The organism is Kribbella sp. HUAS MG21, assembly GCF_040254265.1.
In the GTDB taxonomy this organism is placed as follows: Bacteria; Actinomycetota; Actinomycetes; order Propionibacteriales; family Kribbellaceae; genus Kribbella.
In genome coordinates this window covers 1879423-1895705 of the sequence record NZ_CP158165.1, presented here as the reverse complement: position 1 = coordinate 1895705, position 16283 = coordinate 1879423, and the positions used below count along the sequence as shown (strand labels likewise).

14 protein-coding genes are annotated in these 16283 nt (G+C 69.8%); 3 read left to right on the top strand and 11 right to left on the bottom strand.

Going from position 1 to position 16283, the window contains the following annotated elements:
• The first annotated feature begins 4 nt into the window (after window positions 1–4).
• Window positions 5–1498, top strand: coding sequence for a CYTH and CHAD domain-containing protein (locus ABN611_RS09060; RefSeq protein ID WP_350279360.1), 1494 nt, complete (start codon window positions 5–7; stop codon window positions 1496–1498).
• Window positions 1499–1912: 414 nt separating this feature from the next.
• Here the strand turns inward: ABN611_RS09060 and ABN611_RS09055 are convergent, their stop codons facing one another.
• The 10 genes from ABN611_RS09055 to ABN611_RS09010 form a co-directional block, all read right to left on the bottom strand.
• Entirely contained in the window at window positions 1913–3535 is a 1623-nt protein-coding gene (locus tag ABN611_RS09055; protein ID WP_350279359.1) for a cation acetate symporter, read from the bottom strand.
• A gap of 20 nt (window positions 3536–3555) precedes the next feature.
• Window positions 3556–3888 (bottom strand): DUF485 domain-containing protein, encoded by a 333-nt coding sequence (locus ABN611_RS09050; protein WP_350279358.1) that lies wholly within the window; start codon window positions 3886–3888, stop codon window positions 3556–3558.
• 213 nt (window positions 3889–4101) lie between these two features.
• Window positions 4102–5685, bottom strand: a complete 1584-nt coding sequence (locus tag ABN611_RS09045; protein WP_350279357.1) for a cation acetate symporter — start codon at window positions 5683–5685, stop codon at window positions 4102–4104.
• A 2-nt stretch (window positions 5686–5687) separates the two neighbouring features.
• On the bottom strand, window positions 5688–5996 hold the full coding sequence (locus tag ABN611_RS09040; RefSeq protein ID WP_350279356.1) for a hypothetical protein: 309 nt from the start codon (window positions 5994–5996) through the stop codon (window positions 5688–5690).
• A gap of 68 nt (window positions 5997–6064) precedes the next feature.
• Window positions 6065–6808 (bottom strand): LytTR family DNA-binding domain-containing protein, encoded by a 744-nt coding sequence (locus tag ABN611_RS09035; RefSeq protein ID WP_350279355.1) that lies wholly within the window; start codon window positions 6806–6808, stop codon window positions 6065–6067.
• Between the two features lie 9 nt (window positions 6809–6817).
• Complete coding sequence (locus ABN611_RS09030) at window positions 6818–7948, bottom strand: histidine kinase (protein WP_350279354.1); 1131 nt, start codon at window positions 7946–7948, stop codon at window positions 6818–6820.
• Window positions 7949–7965: 17 nt separating this feature from the next.
• On the bottom strand, window positions 7966–8703 hold the full coding sequence (locus ABN611_RS09025; protein ID WP_350279353.1) for a metallophosphoesterase family protein: 738 nt from the start codon (window positions 8701–8703) through the stop codon (window positions 7966–7968).
• A gap of 55 nt (window positions 8704–8758) precedes the next feature.
• Window positions 8759–9997, bottom strand: a complete 1239-nt coding sequence (locus ABN611_RS09020) for a hypothetical protein (RefSeq protein ID WP_350279352.1) — start codon at window positions 9995–9997, stop codon at window positions 8759–8761.
• A 4-nt stretch (window positions 9998–10001) separates the two neighbouring features.
• Window positions 10002–11108, bottom strand: coding sequence for a hypothetical protein (locus ABN611_RS09015; RefSeq protein WP_350279351.1), 1107 nt, complete (start codon window positions 11106–11108; stop codon window positions 10002–10004).
• 45 nt (window positions 11109–11153) lie between these two features.
• Complete coding sequence (locus ABN611_RS09010; RefSeq protein WP_350279350.1) at window positions 11154–12377, bottom strand: hypothetical protein; 1224 nt, start codon at window positions 12375–12377, stop codon at window positions 11154–11156.
• Between the two features lie 106 nt (window positions 12378–12483).
• On the opposite strand from ABN611_RS09010, the gene ABN611_RS09005 reads away from it, so the two are divergent.
• Entirely contained in the window at window positions 12484–13887 is a 1404-nt protein-coding gene (locus tag ABN611_RS09005) for a serine/threonine-protein kinase (protein ID WP_350279349.1), read from the top strand.
• On the opposite strand, the gene ABN611_RS09000 is transcribed toward ABN611_RS09005, so the two are convergent.
• The gene (locus ABN611_RS09000) at window positions 13884–14819 is read right to left on the bottom strand and encodes a hypothetical protein (RefSeq protein ID WP_350279348.1); all 936 of its coding nucleotides are present in this window, start codon (window positions 14817–14819) and stop codon (window positions 13884–13886) included. The genes ABN611_RS09005 and ABN611_RS09000 overlap by 4 nt on opposite strands.
• A gap of 119 nt (window positions 14820–14938) precedes the next feature.
• Between ABN611_RS09000 and ABN611_RS08995 the strand changes: the two genes are divergently transcribed.
• Complete coding sequence (locus ABN611_RS08995; RefSeq protein ID WP_350279347.1) at window positions 14939–16273, top strand: dipeptidase; 1335 nt, start codon at window positions 14939–14941, stop codon at window positions 16271–16273.
• Window positions 16274–16283: the final 10 nt, after the last annotated feature.

Genomic DNA, 16283 nt, shown 5'->3' with positions numbered 1-16283 from the left:
GGGCATGCCTCCGACTGAGCAGCTCGAGATCGAGACGAAGTACGACGTCGACGACAGCGTGGTCCTGCCGGCGCTGCACGAACTGCCCGGCGTCGCGCGGGTCGCCCAACCGGTCGAGCACGACCTGGAGGCCGTGTACTACGACACCGCCGACCTCGACCTGGCCGCGCACAAGGTGACGTTGCGGCGCCGCACCGGTGGCGAGGACGACGGCTGGCACGTGAAGTTCCCGGTGTCGTCCGGCGAGCGGCTCGAGGTCCGGCATCCGCTCGGGCGTTCGACCCGCGGCGTGCCGGTCGCTGTGGTCCGGTCGGTCCGGGTGCACGTCCGCGATCATCCGCTGACGCCGGTCGTGACCCTGCAGACCCGGCGCGTCGTCCACCGGCTCCTCGACGAGGCCGGTGACGTGCTGGCCGAGCTGGCCGACGACCACGTGACCGCGACGGTCGAGGGCAGCGAACCGGAGACCTGGCGCGAGTGGGAGGTCGAGCTCGTCGGCGGCGACGGCCTGCTGCTGGAGGACGCGGACGAGCTGCTGAAGTCCGCGGGCGCGCGCCCCGCGAGCGGCCCGAGCAAGCTGGCCAGGGCGCTCGGCGACCGCGTTCCGTCGTACGACGACTGGGAGCTGCCGAAGAAGCCGCGGACGTCGGACCTGTTCCGCGCGTACGCCGGCGCGCAGGTGCAGGCGATCCGCGAGCGCGACCCCGAGGTACGGCGGGACGTGCCGGACTCGATCCACAAATTCCGGGTCGCGACGCGGCGGCTCCGGTCGGCGCTGGCGACGTACCGCCCGGTGGTCGACCGCGCGGCCGGTGACGAGATCCGCGCCGAGCTGAAATGGCTCGCCGGTGAGCTCGGCGTCGCGCGCGACGCCGAGGTGCAGCGCGAGCACTTCGCGGCCGAGGTCGCCGAACAGCCGGTCGAACTCGTGATGGGCCGCGTCGCCGGACGCATCGACGACCACCTGCGCGCGGTCTACAAGGAGGGTCGCGCGGGGGCGCTCGCTGCGCTGGAGAGCCCGCGGTACTTCCGGTTGCTCGACGCGCTCGACGAGTTGGTCGCGAAGCCGCCGCTCACCGGCGACGACCGGAAGGCCGCCAAGCAGATCGGCGAGCTCCTCGACCACGACTACAAGCGGATGAGCAAGGCGGTACGCCGTTCGCAGCAGGCCGAGACTCCCGCGGAACAGGACCACGAGCTGCACGAGGTCCGGAAGGCGGCCAAGCGCCTGCGGTACGCCGCGGAGTCCGCCGTACCGGCCCTGGGCGACGAGGCCGCCGACCTGGCCGCGCGCGCCGAGGAGATCCAGGAGGTCCTCGGCGAACACCAGGACTCGGTCATCTCCCGCGACCTCCTGCGCCAACTGTCCCTGGAGGTGTACGCCGAGGGCGGCAACCCCTTCACCTACGGCCGCCTGCACGCGGCGGAGGAAACCCGCGGCAACAACTCCCGAGACGCCTTCTACAAACTCTGGCCCACCCTCAAATTCAAAAACTAAAAGCTTCCGCCGCTCTGCGCGCCCCCTTCCTCGCGCGGAGCCACCTGGTTTCTCGTGATGTCGGAACTCTGGTTCGTCGAGTCGTGGATTCTGGCAGCACGCAGGCAGCCACATCCCACGACTGGGCGAACCGGCCCGGAACCTTTGTCCACGACTCGGCGACCACGCCACCTGGTGAGGTCGGGCTGGGGAGGGTTTTCTCCCGGGCAGGGAAGAAAATGTTCCCCAGATCAGCTCGGCTGACCATTCAAGTCAGCCACACCTCTGAATCTCTCTTCCTTCTTCTCATTCTTCGCGTCGTTCGGGGCAGCAACAGAAGACGGACCCGGCGGGAGGGGGCCGGGTCCGTCTTTGGGGCGGGGGTGGGGCTGTCAGGCAGGTTCGCGTGGATTCAGCAGGGCCTGCCTGACAGGTTCAGTGGTGGACTGCCTTTTCGGCGCCCGCGCCGGTGAGGGAGCGGACTTCCATTTCGGCGAAGCGGTCGACGTCGACCTGTTCCTTGCTGGTGACCGTGCCGAGCCAGCCGAGGAAGAAGGCCAGCGGGATCGAGACGATGCCGGGGTTGTCGAGCGGGAACCAGTGGAAGTCGATGTTGGTGTCGGTGATCATCGACAGGCTGGCGCCGGTCTTCTTGTCCACCTTGCCGGAGACGACCGGGCTGAAGATGATCAGGATGATCGTCGAGGCCAGGCCGCCGTAGATGCTCCACAGTGCGCCGCGGGTGTTGAAGCGGCGCCAGAACAGCGAGTACAGGATCGTCGGCAGGTTCGCGCTGGCCGCGACCGCGAACGCGAGCGCCACCAGGAACGCGATGTTCTGGCCGTTCGCGAAGATGCCGCCGACGATCGCGACGATGCCGATCACGACCGCGGTGTAGCGGGCCACCCGGACCTCGCCGTCGCCGCTGATCTGGCCCTTCTTGATGATCTGGCCGTAGATGTCGTGCGCGAACGACGTACTCGCGGTGATCGTGAGCCCGGCCACCACGGCGAGGATCGTCGCGAACGCGACCGCCGAGATGACGCCGAGCAGGATCTCGCCGCCGAGTTCGAACGCGAGCAGCGGGGCCGCCGAGTTCGCCTTGCCGGGGGCGGCCCGGATCGCGTCCGGCCCGACGATGGCCGCGGCGCCGTACCCGAGGACCAGCGTGAACAGGTAGAAGATGCCGATGATCCAGATCGCCCAGCTGACGCTGCGCCGCGCCTCCTTGGAGTCCGGCACGGTGTAGAACCGCATCAGCACGTGCGGCAGACCGGCGGTGCCGAGCACCAGCGCGAGCGCGAGCGACAGGAAGTCCAGCTTGGTGACACCGGTGAGGCCGTACTGCAGGCCCGGGTTCAGCAGCTTCTCGCCGGCCGCCGGGCTGTTCTCGACGGCAGCGCCCAACAAGCCGGACAGGTTGAAGGTGTACTTCGCCAGCACCCAGAGCGTCATGATTCCGGCGCCGATGACCAGCAGCACCGCCTTGACGATCTGCACCCAGGTGGTGCCCTTCATGCCGCCGACGAGCACGTAGGTGATCATCAGGATGCCGACCACGGCGATCACGATGCTCTGCCCGGCCCGGTCCGAGACACCGAGCAGCAGGGCGACGAGACCCCCGGCGCCTGCCATCTGCGCCAGCAGGTAGAAGAAGCAGACGCCGAGGGTCGAGATCGCGGCCGCCATCCGGACCGGCCGCTGCTTGAGGCGGAACGAGAGGACGTCGGCCATCGTGAACCGGCCGGTGTTCCGCAGGAGTTCGGCGACCAGCAGCAGCGCGACGAGCCACGCCACCAGGAAGCCGATGGAGTACAGGAAGCCGTCGTACCCGTTCAGGGCGATCGCTCCGGCGATACCGAGGAACGACGCGGCGGACAGGTAGTCACCGGCGATCGCGACGCCGTTCTGCGGACCGGTGAACGACCGGCCGCCGGCGTAGAAGTCGGCCGCGGTCTTGTTGTTCCGGGAGGCCTTGAACACGATCGCCAGCGTGGCCACCACGAACAGCCCGAAGATCAGGATGTTGACGGTCGGGTTCCCGATGTCGGTTGCCATGGGCAACATCAGCGGCGCGGTCACTGCGGCTCTCCCTCGATCTGGTGACGCAACTTCTCGGCGTCCGGGTCGACCCGGCGGTCCGCCCAGCGGACGTAGATCATCGTGATCGCGAACGTCGACACGAACTGGCCGAGGCCGAGCAGCAGGGCCACGTTGATGTTGCCGCCGATCTTCTGCGACATGAAGCCGTGCGCGTAGTCGGCGAGCAGGACGTAGACGAAGTACCAGACCAGGAACAGTGCGGTCATCGGGAACACGAAGCGCCGGAACCGGCGACGCAGCTCGGAGAAGTCCGGTGACAACTGGACGTCTCGGTACGTCGACAGATCGCGATCGCGTGTATCACTCATCGCGAGCCTCCAGGGAGGGGATCGAGCCGGGCGGGTGTCGAGGCCGGCGGGGGTTGCTGCCTCGTACTGTGGCTCGCGTCACGGGGGCGCCGACAGCACCCGTGTGCACCGGTCGCTCAGCGGAGCACACCAGTCGTTCGGTGGATCACTCAACTGCGCCGAGCGGTAGGAATCACGCGACGAACGGCGACCGCCAGGCCATCACGATCCGCGTCAGTCGGCATCGCTCAGGCGTGCGGAGACGCCGGCCGGGCGATTGTGGAGTACTCCAGGTCCGCGATCCACGTTGACGGCCTCGGGGGTGTGCAGGCGGACCATGCTGCGGGCGGTGCCGGCCGGGATGCGGTGCGGGGTGAGCCGGGAGACCACGATGACCGTGATGAACGCGAGCGGCATCGACCACGCGGCCGGCTGGCCGATGAGTGCCCGCGGCCAGCCGCCCTGCGGTGCGCCGATCACGTTCACCAGGGCGGCGGCGCTCGCCGCGATCCCGCCGACGACGAGTCCGGCGGCCGCGCCGGTCGTCGACATCCGCCGCCACCAGATCCCCAGCACCAGCAGCGGGCAGAACGTCGACGCGGCGAGCGCGAACGCGAGCCCGACGGTGTCCGCGAGACTCAGCGCACCCGTCGCCGTGAACGCCAGATACGGGATGATCATCGCGAGCAGTGACGCGATCCGGAAGCTGTTCACCGCCACGTAGTCACCGCCGCTCCACCGGTGCAGCCGGCTCCGCAACAGGTCCTGGTCGATGACCCCGGCGATCGCGACGGTCAGTCCCGACGACGTCGACAGGAACGCGGCGAACGCACCGGCCGCGACCAGCGCGCCGAGCAGATCCCCTGTGGTACCAGGGAAAACGCGCCCCGGCAGCTCCAGGACAACGGTGTCCCCGCCCTCGGTCACCAGGTCCGGCGCGAACGTCCGCCCGAGGATCGCGTACATCGGCGGAAAGAGGTAGAACACCCCGAGCAGCGCCAGCACGACCACCGTCGTACGACGTGCCGCCCGGCCGTCCGGGTTCGTGTAGAAGCGGACCAGCACGTGCGGGAGCCCCATCGTCCCGAAACAAAGGGCCAGGAGCAACGAGTACGTCGCGTACAGCGGGTGGTCACGCCCGCCGGCGCGCGACATCGGCTCGGCCCATTCGGCGGCCGCGCCCTGCAGCGAGTCGAGGACGCCGACCGGTTGGTTCCACAGCATCAGGATGACGAAGATCGGCATCGCCAGCGCGGTCAGCTTGAGCCAGTACTGGAACGCCTGCACGAACGTGATCGACCGCATCCCGCCCGCCGCGACGTTGATCACCACGATCACCGCGACGACCGCCGCGCCCACGTGCGCCGGCGCGCCCGTCACGGTCTGGACCGCGAGCCCTGCCCCTTGCAGTTGCGGGAGCAGGTAGAGCGTCCCGATACCGACCACGAGCCCGGCGCAGATCCGTCGTACGGCGGCCGACTCGAAGCGGGTCTCGGCGAAGTCGGGCAACGTGTACGCACCGGACCGGCGCAGCGGAGCCGCGACCAGCACCAGCAGCATCAGGTAGCCGACCGTGTAGCCGACCGAGAACCACAGCATGTCGGCGCCGTTGACCAGCACGAGCCCGGCGACGCCGAGGAAGGAGGCGGCGGACAGGTACTCACCGCTGATCGCCGAGGCGTTCCAGCGCGGTGTGACCGCGCGGCTGGCGACGTAGAAGTCGCTGGTGGTCCGCGAGATCCGCAGCCCGAACAGGCCGATCCCGATCGTCGCCAGGACCACCACGCCGATCGCCGTCAGGCTGAGCGCCGGCGACATCGCTACTGCCGCCCCACGAACTCGGTGAACTCCGCCTCGATCCGCTCGGCGTTCCGGACGTAGATGCGCGCGGCGACGTACACCACCGGGTACACCAGGATGCCGAGGATCACCCACGGCAGCGGCAGGCCGAGGAAGGACAGGGTGCGGGCCGGCGGGACCAGCCAGAACAGCAGCGGGATGCTGCCGAGGAACAGCAGTACGCTGCCGATGACGGCCAGCCCGAGCCGTAGCTGCGACTGGACGAGCGACTGCATGTAGACCTGTCCGAGCCGGGTCTGCTCGTCGATCTCCCGGGTGCCCGTCGGCATGATCGGACGCCGGGCCGCGCTGGTCCGGGGACTGGTGACACGGACCCTGCGCGGTCCCTCGGGAGTGCTCATCGCAGGGACGTCGACCGGACCAGGAGGTCGCGCAGTTCGCGAGTGTGCCGGCGGCTGACCGGGAGCCAGTCGTCACCGACCCGCACCGAGCAGCGGCCGCCGTCCACTCGCATCTCGTCCACGTGCTGCAGCGCGACCAGGGTGCTGCGGTGGATCCGGGTGAAGCCTGCGTCCCGCCAGCGCTCCTCCAGCGTGCTCAGCGGGATGCGGACGAGGTGTGAGTTCTGGCCGGTGTGCAGGCGCGCGTAGTCGCCTTGCGCCTCGACGTACCGGACCGTGGAGCGCTGGACGAACCTGGTGACACCGGCCAGCTCCACGGCGATCACCTCGTCCTCTGTCTCCTCCGGGGACTGCAGCGCGGTCGGGGCGCCCTGTGTGACCACCCGGCGTACCGCCTCCGCCAGCCGCTCCTGCCGGACCGGCTTCATCACGTAGTCGGTCGCCTCCAGGTCGAACGCCGCCACCGCGTGCTCGTCGTACGCCGTGACGAACACGATCTGTGGCCGACTGGCGAACTTGGACAGCACCCGGGCCAGGTCGATCCCGTCCAGCCCCGGCATCTTGATGTCGCAGAACACCACGTCCAGGTCGGCCGCCTGCAGGATCTTCAGCGCGTCCGGGCCGTTCGAGGCCGTGCGGATCTCGCCGATCCGGGGGTCCTGGCTCAGCAGGTACACCAGCTCGGCCAGCGCAGGCTCCTCGTCGTCCGCGACCAGCGCGCGCAGGGGAGAGTCGGCCATAGCGTCACACTACGGCGAGGCATGCACCCCTGAGGAGTATTTGGGGATGCGGAAAGTCACCTTGGTCCCGGCGTCCACGGCGGTCTCCACGACCAGGCCGTACGTGTCGCCGTACACTTGCCGCAGCCGGGCGTCGACGTTGCCGAGGCCGACGGAGTCGCTGCCGGACTCGCCGGACAGGGCCGCGCGGATCACCTCCGGATCGCTGCCGGCGCCGTCGTCCTCCACGCTGATCTCAGCCTCGTTGATCCGGTCGCGGGCGCGGATCGTGATGTTGCCGACCCCCGTCGTACCCTCCAGGCCGTGCCGTACTGCGTTCTCCACCAGCGGCTGCACCACAAGGAACGGGATGACCACCGGCAGCACCTCAGGCGCGATCTGGAGTGACACCTTCAGCCGGTCGCCGAACCTGGCCTGCTCCAGCACCAGATAGCGCTCCACGTTGCGCAGCTCGTCGGCCAGCGTGGTGAACTCACCGCCTCGCCGTAGCGCGTACCTGGAGAAGTCCGCGAACTCCAGCACCAGTTCACGCGCCCGCTCCGGGTCTGTGCGTACGAACGACGCGATGGCGGCGAGAGCGTTGTAGATGAAGTGAGGGCTGATCTGGGCGCGCAGGGCCCGCAGCTCGGCCTCCATGGCGCGGGTGCGCTCCTTGTTGAGCTCCGCGAGCTCCACCTGCCCGGAGACCCACCTGGCGACCTCCTCGGTGGCCCTGACCAGTGCTGCCGACGTGTTGTGGCTGTAGGCGAGCAGTACGGCGACCACGCGCTCCTCGGTGACGATCGGCGCGACCACCGCCGTACGGATGGGGCACTGTGGGTCGCCGCAGGCCACGTCGTGCGCACCTAGTACTGCGGTGCGCCCGGAGCGGAGCGTCGGGCCGGCGAGGTCCTTGGCATCACGGCGGTGGTTGCTCTCGTACGGGCCGCCGATGCCGTCCCAGGCCAGTACGCCGGAGGAATCGCAGATCGCGATGGCCGCCGTACCCAGGAGGTCCCGCAGGTGGCGGCTGGCCTTGCCGGCCGCGGCTGGTGTCAGGCCCTCGCGCAGGTGCGGACTGGCCAACGAGGCGGTATGCAGGGTCGCATACGTCGCCTTGTCGGCCGGAGTCCCGAAATGCTTCCGCCGGCGCGCGAACACCCCCTGACGGTAACCGCTCAGGCCTCCGAGCGCGGCCTGAAAGCCTCCAGAGCCTTCGTGTCGGAGTAGTTGTGGAGCAGGTACTCCGCGACCCAGTCCGCCCGGCCCGGGTACGACGACTCGCTCAGGATCCGGTCCGCCGCCTTGGCCGCGTCAAGCGGTGCCCGCCGCAGTTGTACGCCGTCTGCGCTCAGCAGTGCCCAGCTCGGACCAGGAGCGCCGTACGGCATGCCGACGCTGCCCGCGTTGACCACGAGCCGCCGGTCGACCTGCCGCGCGAAGGGCATGTGCGTGTGCCCGCAGACCACCGTCCTGACCTCGTCCGGCAGCCCCTCGAACACCTGCGCCCACCGGGTGATGGGGCTGTCGACCAGCACCACCTCCTCGTCGTCACGCGGTGTGGCGTGGCAGAACAGCACCTCCCCGATCGTCACGGTTGTCGGCAGTGCGGCGAGCAGCCCGACCTGGTCCGGCCGTAGCTGCTCCGCGGCCCACGGGCTCACCGCGTCCGGCGGCTGGGCGTCGTACGTCCCGCGAGCCATCTCCACGAGCTCCCGGTCCGCGTTGCCGCGCACCCACACCACCCGGTCGCCCAGCGCCGTCAGCACATCCAGGGTCTCTACCGGCTGCGGCCCACTCGCGATGTCCCCGGCCAGCACGATCCGGTCAGCCGCCTGCACATCCGCCTCACCCAGCACAGCCTCCAGCGCAGGCAGCACACCATGAACATCAGCCAGCACCGCAACGGTCGTCATGCCAGCAGTCTGCCGCGAAAGCCCTTGTGGCGAAGGAGCATCTGCTCAGAGCAGATCAGCTGGTGAAGCCCACGTCCTTGGCAGTGGTGATCTCGGTCGCCCGTTCGCACTCGCCGGTGTCGATCGCACAGCGGACAACGGTGCTCTTGGTCACCGGTGCCTGGCCGCCGCCGGAAATGACCGCCACCATCAGAAGGTGCCGGTTGTCCTCAGCCGTGGCCCGGTAGAAGCAGCCGCTCCACTGCCGCAGTACCTTGCCCGTCCGCGCGTCGAGTGCGGTCACGACGTTGCTGCAGCCGTCGCCGTACCTCGGCCGGCCGATCGCGACCGCTCCGTCAGGAGTGAAGCCGCTGATGGTGAAGTCGCAGCTCTCGAAGCGCTTCTTCCCGGTCGCGATCTCGGTCACTGTGGAGCACCCGTCGGCGACGTTCGCCGCGGGCAGCCAGGACGCCAGCCGGCCATCACGCGACACATCCAGCAGCTGGCCCGCAACAGGCAGCCGAACCGGTTTCGCGGCGCCCGGTGTCCAGGAGTACAGCTTCGGTTCCGTGTCCTGGGTCGAGGCCTGGTAGTAGACCTTGTCCTTCGCGTAGGCCAGGATCTGCAGGCTCCGTACGTCGGGCAGCTTCACGGACTCCTCCGCCGCGCCGGTGTCGGAGTACAGCGTGGCGCCGTACTCCCCGGTCTCTACCGGGGCCGTGACGGCGTACGCCACGGCCGAGCCGTCGGGGCGGCCCGCGAGCGTGGTGACGTGCGGGACGCGGCGTAACACCGCGCCGGTGCCGTCCAGTTCGGTCAGTTCTCCGCCGCTGGCTATGGCGAACACGCCGTTGCCCAGGCGAGCGAAGGCATCGAGGCTGCCGGTGCCCGGAATCGTCAGTTGCTTCCCAGGCCCGCGCACGGTGTGCCAGAACCGATAGGTCAGCTGGGGGTCCTGTCCCTGCGGCAGCTTGGCGGCCTCCAACGCGATCGGACCGGTCGGCGTGGGGGTCTTCGACGGGAGGGTCTTCTTCGGCGGCGTCGGGCTGGAGGGGGTGGCTTTCGGCGTCGGCTTGAGCGTCGGCTTGAGCGTGGGCGCGGGCTTGGGCTTGATGCTGGGGGTGGTGGCCGCCACCGGGGTCTCGGACTGTGTCGTGCTCGGCGGCGGTCCGCCGAGGGGTACGACGTGACTCGACGACTCGGAGCTGGGGCCCTGCCGGAAGGCGACAGCCCCGCCGGCGGCGACGGCGACCGCGGCCGTGGCCGCCACGACAGCCACCAGGCGGCCGATGCCCGGCCGCGCCGACGGAGACACCACGTCAGGCGCCGATCAGCAGCTGGCCCTTGGCGAGTGGCGTGGCCAGCTCGCAGGCGCCGGTGGTGATGGTGCAGCGGATGATCGACGCCGGTGTCTGGTCACCGTCGTCGGCGAGCAGCAACAGGTGCTGGTCGTCCTCGGGAACGGTCTGCCGGAAGACGCCGGTCCATTCGTGCAGCAGTTTGCCGGTCTTCGCGTCCAGCGCGCCCGCGATGCCGTCACCGTACCCGTCCTGGTACTTCGGTCCGGCGATGACCGTCGCGGCGTCCGGCGTGAAACCGGTGATCAGGTAGTCGCAGGTGCGCCACAGCCGCTTGCCGCTCGGCACGGTGAGGAGGCTGCTGCAGCTGCTCTGGTCGTTCAGCGCGGTCAGCGAGCCCGCCGTACCGGCGCTCGACACCGCCAGCGGCTGCGGGATCGCCTTCAGCTGCACCGGCTTCGCCTCGCCCGGCGTCCACTCGTACAGGACCGATTCGCCGGCCTGCGTCCTCGAGGCCGCGAAGTACACCTTGCCGTCGAGATAGGCGAGCGGCATGGCATTCCAGATGCCCTTCACCGTGACCTTCTGGACCTGCCGCACCTCGCCGTCCTCCGCGTAGACGGTCACGTCGGGCAGTTCCTCGCCGGTGTCCTTCAGCCGCGTGGCGACGTACGCCGCCGCTCTGTCGTCGTCGGTGGTGACGATCTGGGTCACGTCGGGCGTCCGGCGGATGACGTTGCCCGCGCTGTCCAGAGTCAGCATCTCGGTGCCGTAGCCCTTGGTCACCACAGCGAGGGCCGAGTTGCCGACCCGAGCAACCTCCTGGATGTCCGTGGTGCCCGGGACCATCACATCCTCGCCGGCGCCGCCACGGATCGTCCGGCCGCTCAAGTACGTGACCTGCGGCGCGCGTCCCCCCGTCAGCTTCTTCAGGTCGACCTTCGTCCTGACCGGGCCCGGCGTCGTGGGCCTGCTCGCGGTCTGCGAGGGGGAGGTCGAGAGCGGCGCGGCCGAGCCGTCGGCGCTGGCCGGCGGGCCCTGGCGGTACGCGAGCGCCCCACCGCCGGCGATGGCGGCTACGGCGACAGCCGCGACGAGGGCGATCAAGCGGCCGTTCTGCGCTCGCATCGACGAATCTCCTCCAAGTCTCGTGGTCGGTCTCGGTCTTGCGGGTCAGGTGCCGATCCGCAGCGCCTTGTCGGTGCTGATCGGGGTGGCGAGCTCACAGGCCCCGGTCGTGATCGTGCAGCGGATGATGGCGCTCTTGGTCCCCGGGTCGCCGCCACCACCGGAGGCCACGGCGACGATGAGGACGTGCTGGTCGTCCTCGGCCACCGACTGGTGGAAGCAGCCCTTCCACTGGCGGAGCAGCTTGCCGGTGGAGACCTCGAGCGCGACCTGGATCGTGTCGCAGTACCCGTCGCCGTACGCCGATCCGCCGACCGCCGTGGCGCCGTCGGGAGTGAACCCGGACACCATGTTGTCGCAGGTCCGGAACAACTGACGGCCACTGCCGACCTCGACGACGCTGGAACAGCTGCCGGCGTCGTTCAGCGTCTGCATCGACGCGGCGACCCGGCCGTTGGCGGACACGGCGGTCGGTGAGACCACACTCTTAACCTTGACGGCTGCCGAGGCGCCTGGTGACCACGAGTAGAGCGACCACGGGCCGTCCTGGGTGCTCGCGGACCGGAAGTAGACCTTGCCGTCGGCAAACGCCAGTACTTGCAGGTTCCAGCTGTCCGGAAGCTTCAACGACCTGACCGAGGACGTGGTCTCGGCGTACACGGTCCCGCCCTTGACGGCCGCACCCAGCGAGCTGATGCGCGCCGCGGCGTAGGCCGCCGCCGACTGGTCGCGAGTCGTCACCAGCGACGTCACACCGGGCGTACGGCGGACCACCTGGTCGTACTGCGTCTTCAGCAGCACGGTGCCGTCGTTGCCGTCCTGGACGATCGCCAGCGCGCCCTCGCCGAGGCGGCCGACCGCGATCACGCCGCCGGTGCCCGGGAGCTTGACGACGTCACCGGAGCCGCCGCGGATCTCCCGGTCGACGAGGTAGGGGACCTGGGGTTCACGGCCCTCGGAGAGCTTGCTGACGGCCACGTCCACCTTGGTCGGGCCGCTGACCGTCGCCGTGGTGGCAGGTGGCTTCCTGGTCGGGGTGGGCGAGGTGGCCGATGGCCTGACCGAGGGCGTCCCGCTGGTGACCGGCGTGCGGTTGGGGGTCGGGGTCGTGGTGGGCGTCGGCGTGGGCGTGGGAGTGCCGGTGAGCGGCGCCGCGCTGCCGTCGGCCTCGGCGGGCCCGATGCGGTACGCGAACGCGCCGCCGACCGCGACAGCCGCGACCGCGATCACGCTGACCGTGATCACCAGCCGCCTGTTGATGTGCTGCACGGCAGCCCCCTCTCGTCACCGGTGAATCTGTCCGTGTGACGTCGTACGCCACCGCTTTGTTCACTCCAGCGAACGAGTCGCAGAACGGATCAAGCATAATTACGCCATGGACCAGCCACCCCGGATCGGCCGGTACTCCCTGGTCCGCCGGGTGGGTGCCGGTGGTTTCGCGACCGTCTGGCTGGCGCGGGACGAGCAGCTGGACGCCGAGGTCGCGGTCAAGATCCTGTCCGAGAACTGGGTCGAGGACGAGGACGTCCGGCGCCGGTTCCTGGCGGAGGGACGGTTCCTGCGCCGGGTCGACTCGCTGTACGTCGTCGGCGTGCACGACATCGGCGAGGCCGACGACGGCCGCCCGTTCATGGTCCTCACCTATGCCGACGGCGGCACGCTCGCCGACCGGATCAAGGCGGGGCCGCTCGAGTTCGGCGAGGCGGTCCGGATCATCACCCAGGTCGGCCGGGGCCTGAAGCACCTGCACGCCCGCGGCGTCCTGCACCGCGACGTGAAGCCGGCCAACGTCCTGTTCCGCACCGATCCGGCCGGCGACCGGGCGATGCTGTCCGACCTCGGCCTGGGCAAGTCGCTCGCCGAGGTCTCCCGGATCACGATGCCCGGCGGCACCCCGGCGTACGTCGCTCCGGAGCAGGTGATGGGCGAGCGGCTGGACCACCGCGCCGACCTGTACTCGCTCGGCGCGGTCGCGTACGCCGCCTTCACCGGCCAGGCGCCGCACGGGGTGGTCAGCCTCGGCGCGGTGATGCAGATCGACGCGCCGCCGCCCTCCATGACCACGCTGCGCGAAGACGTGCCGGACGCGATCGATGTCGTCGTACGGCGTGCGCTCGAGCCGGACCGCGAGCAGCGCTGGCCGGACCTGGACAGCTTCCTCAACGCCCTGCGCGAGGCGCACTCCACGGGCAAGGTACCGGCCAGGCTGGTACCGGCCGCCGAGATGCCCACCCCGCCGGCCCCGACCGGCCCCGTCGACCAGGCGACCGCCTTGGCCGGCGCGGAGCAGTCCACAGTTGCCGTGAAGCCGAAGCGCCGCCGCGCCGGAGTCCTCACAGCCCTGGCAGCCATCGTCCTGGCAGCAGGAGGCGGCTACGGCGGCTACCAGTACGTCCTCACCCGTCCAGTGACAGTGGAGAGTGGAGGTCTGTCCGTAGAGGTTCCACGACAGTGGGGCCAGCAGGCGACCTCTGAGGACTCGCTGCTGGTCAGTGAGAACGCGGCGACCTGGCGGACCGACCCGGAGACCGAGGGTGTCTTCCTAGGCCTCGTGAACGCCACTGAACTACCGACGAGCGCCACTCCTCCGGATGGGTGCACCCTCGGCGACCCGGAGACGTCCGAGAACACCGTCACCTTCAGATACAGCTGCGACAACGTGCCGACCGTCCTGGAGCAGTACAAGCGGGTGGACGCCACGCGCCTGCTGCGGGTGCAGGTGCGTGACGACAACCCGACACGGCGCCAGACCGTGCTGGACTCGGCTCGCTACTCCTAGGGCACCAGCGACGTCAGCGACGAGATGCTGGCCTTGTGCATGCGCGGGATGACGTTGAGCGTGGTCGGGTCCGACGCGTACAGGTGGGAGCCGGACTCGTAGACCAGGTACGCCGTCCCGTTGTACTCCGTGATGCCCTCGGTCATGCTCGGCGCGCGGAAGCAACTCAGTGCGGCGGCGTCCAGGTCCTTCTGGCCGCGCTTCACCACGTAGATGTTGCTGCGGTTCGTCCGCCCGTACGACGTGCTGTAGATGAAGTGGTTCGCGGTGACCGTCAGCCCTTGCGTCTTGGTCGGGATTTCCCACGCGCCCGCCACCGTGGTCAGCGTGCCGTCGGCGGCGATCTTGTACTCGTACATCGTCCCGCGGCCGTCGGCGTTGAACGTCCCCGAGAACAACGAGTCCCCGTAGCTCCCCATGAACGACGACCCCGCCACATCCCGCGCGGTACCGACCTGTGCGAGGTACGGCGTACCGGCTGCCTTCAAGGCGTCGCGCAGTTCAGTCAGCCGGTACTTGCGGATGCTGCTGCCCTGCCCGGACACGAACGCCCAGCCCTTGCTGACGGTGATCCCGCCGACGTGCGACTCCGCGATCGCCACCACGCCGACCGTCGACCCGGTGGCGGGGTCGATGCCGTAGATCTGCGAGTCGGCGCCGCTGCGGTAGGACGCGATCAGGATCAGGTTCTTGCCGGAGCCGTCCCAGTTGTACCAAGTGCCGGCGCCCTGCGGGGTGTGGGTGCCGAGGTTGGGGATGCTCGCGCTGCTGCTGAACCGGGCGTCGTACTTGTAGGACGCCGACGGCCCGTCGTAGAACGTCGACCCGCCGCTGGTCGAGGTGTCGCAACTGATCGCCGCGTGCGCGGGCGTGGCAGCCGTCAGGGCCGCCGCGACGACGGTGAGAACGATGGCAAGGGGGCGCTTGACCATGGTGGACCTCTTCGGTTGTGGGCGAAAACCTACGAGATTTTCAGAGTAAATCGGCAATGAGTAACGCGCGAGGGTTGGCTGGGCGTCGGCTCCGGGAACGGACGCCGTACGGTTGTCGCATGACCGATCTGTCCGCGGCGATCGACCGCGTTCTGCCCAGTGTCCGTGCCGACCTCGAGGACCTCATCCGGATCCCGTCGGTCAGCTACGAGCCGGCCCGCGCGGCCGACGTCCAGCGCTCCGCGGAGGCGACCGCCGCGCTGTTCACGGCCGAGGGTTTCGACGCGAAGATCGTCCGGGTCAACGACGGCGCGCCGGCGGTGATCGCGAAGAAGCCCGCACCCGCGGGCCGGCCGACCGTCCTGCTGTACGCGCACCACGACGTCCAGCCGACCGGGCCGGTCGAGCAGTGGACCTCGGACCCGTTCGAGCCGACCGAGCGCGGCGACCGGCTGTACGGGCGGGGCGCGGCCGACGACAAGGCCGGGATCGCCGCGCACCTGGCCGCCGTACGGGCCTTCGGCAACGATCTTCCGGTGGGCGTGACGGTGTTCGTCGAGGGCGAGGAGGAGATCGGCTCGCCGACCCTGCTGCAGCTGCTCGACGAGTACTCCGAGGAGCTCGCCGCGGACGCGATCGTGATCGCGGACTCCGGCAACTGGGAGGTCGGACGGCCGGCGCTGACGGTGTCGCTGCGCGGCCTGGTGGAGTCGTACGTCGAGGTGCGAACCCTCGACCACGCGGTACATTCCGGCCTTTTCGGCGGCCCGATCCCGGACGCGCTGTCCGCGCTGTGCCGGCTGCTCGCCACCCTGCACGACGAGAAGGGCGACGTCGCGGTCGACGGCCTGCACGCGTCACGGGCGGCGGACGTGGAGTACCCGGAGGACCGGCTGCGCGCCGAGTCCTCGGTGCTCGACTCGGTGCGCCTGACCGGCTCGGGTTCGCTGGTCGACCGGCTGTGGACGCGGCCGGCGGTCGCGATCGTCGGCATCGACGCGCCGTCGGTGGCGGAGGCGAGCAACACGCTGGTGCCGGTCGCGCGGGCCAAGGTGAGCCTGCGGGTGGCGCCCGGCGACGACGCCGTCAAGGCGAGCGCGGCGCTGAAGCGGCACCTCGAGGACAACGCACCGTGGGGTGCGCAGGTCACCGTCACCGAAGGGCAGACCGGTCAGCCCTGCAGCGTGAACGCGCGCGGCGCCGGGTACGAGGCGGCCCGGTCGGCGTTCCAGGAAGCCTGGGGTGTCGAGCCGGTGGACATGGGCATGGGCGGGTCGATCCCGTTCATCGCCGAGTTCCAGCAGACCTTCCCGCAGGCCGCGATCCTGGTCACCGGCGTCGAGGATCCGGACACCCGGGCACACGGCATCGACGAGGGCCTGCACCTCGCCGAGTTCCGCAAGGTCTGCCTCGCCGAGGCCCTCTTGTTGCAGAACCTCGCAAACCAGTCCTGACCCACCTTTC

Excerpts from the sequence above, each read along its gene's own strand:
- ABN611_RS09045 (WP_350279357.1), bottom strand. The coding sequence starts at position 5,685 with ATGTCGCCGGCGCTCAGCCTGACGGCGATCGGCGTGGTGGTCCTGGCG.
- ABN611_RS09000 (WP_350279348.1), bottom strand. The coding sequence starts at position 14,819 with ATGGTCAAGCGCCCCCTTGCCATCGTTCTCACCGTCGTCGCGGCGGCC.
- ABN611_RS09025 (WP_350279353.1), bottom strand. The coding sequence starts at position 8,703 with ATGACGACCGTTGCGGTGCTGGCTGATGTTCATGGTGTGCTGCCTGCG.
- ABN611_RS09040 (WP_350279356.1), bottom strand. The coding sequence starts at position 5,996 with ATGCCGACGGGCACCCGGGAGATCGACGAGCAGACCCGGCTCGGACAG.
- ABN611_RS09060 (WP_350279360.1), top strand. The coding sequence starts at position 5 with ATGCCTCCGACTGAGCAGCTCGAGATCGAGACGAAGTACGACGTCGAC.
- ABN611_RS09005 (WP_350279349.1), top strand. The coding sequence starts at position 12,484 with ATGGACCAGCCACCCCGGATCGGCCGGTACTCCCTGGTCCGCCGGGTG.
- ABN611_RS09035 (WP_350279355.1), bottom strand. The coding sequence starts at position 6,808 with ATGGCCGACTCTCCCCTGCGCGCGCTGGTCGCGGACGACGAGGAGCCT.
- ABN611_RS09015 (WP_350279351.1), bottom strand. The coding sequence starts at position 11,108 with ATGCGAGCGCAGAACGGCCGCTTGATCGCCCTCGTCGCGGCTGTCGCC.
- ABN611_RS08995 (WP_350279347.1), top strand. The coding sequence starts at position 14,939 with ATGACCGATCTGTCCGCGGCGATCGACCGCGTTCTGCCCAGTGTCCGT.
- ABN611_RS09050 (WP_350279358.1), bottom strand. The coding sequence starts at position 3,888 with ATGAGTGATACACGCGATCGCGATCTGTCGACGTACCGAGACGTCCAG.
- ABN611_RS09055 (WP_350279359.1), bottom strand. The coding sequence starts at position 3,535 with ATGGCAACCGACATCGGGAACCCGACCGTCAACATCCTGATCTTCGGG.